Below are 1,335 nucleotides of genomic sequence, written 5' to 3' on the forward strand. Positions count from 1 at the left end.
CCCCCCGACATCGTCGAAGGTCGCGGTGACCCGGTAGGAATCGGAGAAGTCCAGCCGCGCGATCTGCATCGCGATGAACCCGGTCAACGTCACCGTCACGGCCAGGAACAACAACAACCGCGCCAGCGAGGAGAACGCCTTCTCAGGACGCGCCGCCATGTCACCGCCCTCCTAGGGAAGGGAGCGGCGTGGACGGAGTGCCGGAGCCGCAGATGCCCAGAATGAGCTCGCAGGGATCGGTGGGAAGCATGATCTTGGCTGCGAGCATGTGCTTGCCTTGCGGAGCGGCCGGCCACGACACCGCCCGGTAGATCGGCAACTGATCGATGATGGCGTTCACGGAGGGACTGACGATGCCGCCCCCGACCCCTAGTTGGGCGTAGATGAACGCGGTGGCACGTTCCGCCGAGCGGCCTGCTTGGCCGAGTTGGCCGCCGTGCCGGTTCAGGCCACCGGCCAGCGTGCCCGACAGGCGGGCGGTCTCCCCGGTCAAACGCCGCAACCGGTCCTGACCCGAAGCGGCCGTGCCCACGATCGCATTGGTGTCACCCGCCAAACCGGCCACGCTGTCACCGATCCCGCGCACCTGCGCCAACCGCGCCAGATCAGCGGTAAACCGCACCGCCCGCTGCCGCTGCTTATGACCGATCGCCACGATCGTGTCGGCATCATCCAGCAACTCACGCACCTGAGTGGCCTGCCCCCCCAAGCCCTGGGCGAGGGTGCCCACGATGATCGACACATCCCGCGCATCGATCGCCGTCAGCATCCGATCGGCGCTGGACACGAGATCGTCCAGGTCCTCCGACCCGGCCGTCGCGGCAATATGAGCGTGATTGGCCAAGTAAGGCCCCGCCGTCTCGCCGGCGCCGGGAACGAGGTTGATGAACTTCGGCCCGAACACCGACTCCGGCTCCAAGGAGGCCCGGGCCGTCCGAGGGACCTGGACGCCCTCGTTGATCCGAAGAATGAGGCGGGCGCGGCCGTTGGGCAGCAGGTCGATCGACTCGACCTGGCCCACCTGCACCCCGCGGACCTTGATCGGCGACGACGTCGTCAACCCCTGGCTCGCCTTGTCGAAATCGGCCGTCAGGCGCGTGCCCTCGGCCTCCCATGGCTTGGTGATCAGCGCATACAGCGCGCCGGCCACCAGCACCAGCGTCAGCAGCGAGACGGCCAGGCGCCTCGAGAGGGAGTCGTCCTGGGAAGCGCTCATCCGGCCAGCCTCACTGTTCCGCCCTGCCCCCAGAACACATACGACAGCAGCAGGTTGAGCGTGACGATGACGATGATCGACAGGCGGATCGCGCGGCCGGCGGCCTGCCCGACGCCGAC

Annotated in this window: 1 protein-coding gene; it reads right to left on the reverse strand. The window is 67.9% G+C overall.

All coding sequences use genetic code 11. The features are described from left to right. Positions 1–160: 160 nt before the first annotated feature. The gene (locus tag ACFPZN_RS56050; protein ID WP_378293594.1) at positions 161–1,216 is read right to left on the reverse strand and encodes an MlaD family protein; all 1,056 of its coding nucleotides are present in this window, start codon (positions 1,214–1,216) and stop codon (positions 161–163) included. Positions 1,217–1,335 lie beyond the last annotated feature (119 nt).

This window comes from Actinomadura rugatobispora, from assembly GCF_042656285.1.
GTDB classification, from domain to species: Bacteria; Actinomycetota; Actinomycetes; order Streptosporangiales; family Streptosporangiaceae; genus Spirillospora; species Spirillospora rugatobispora.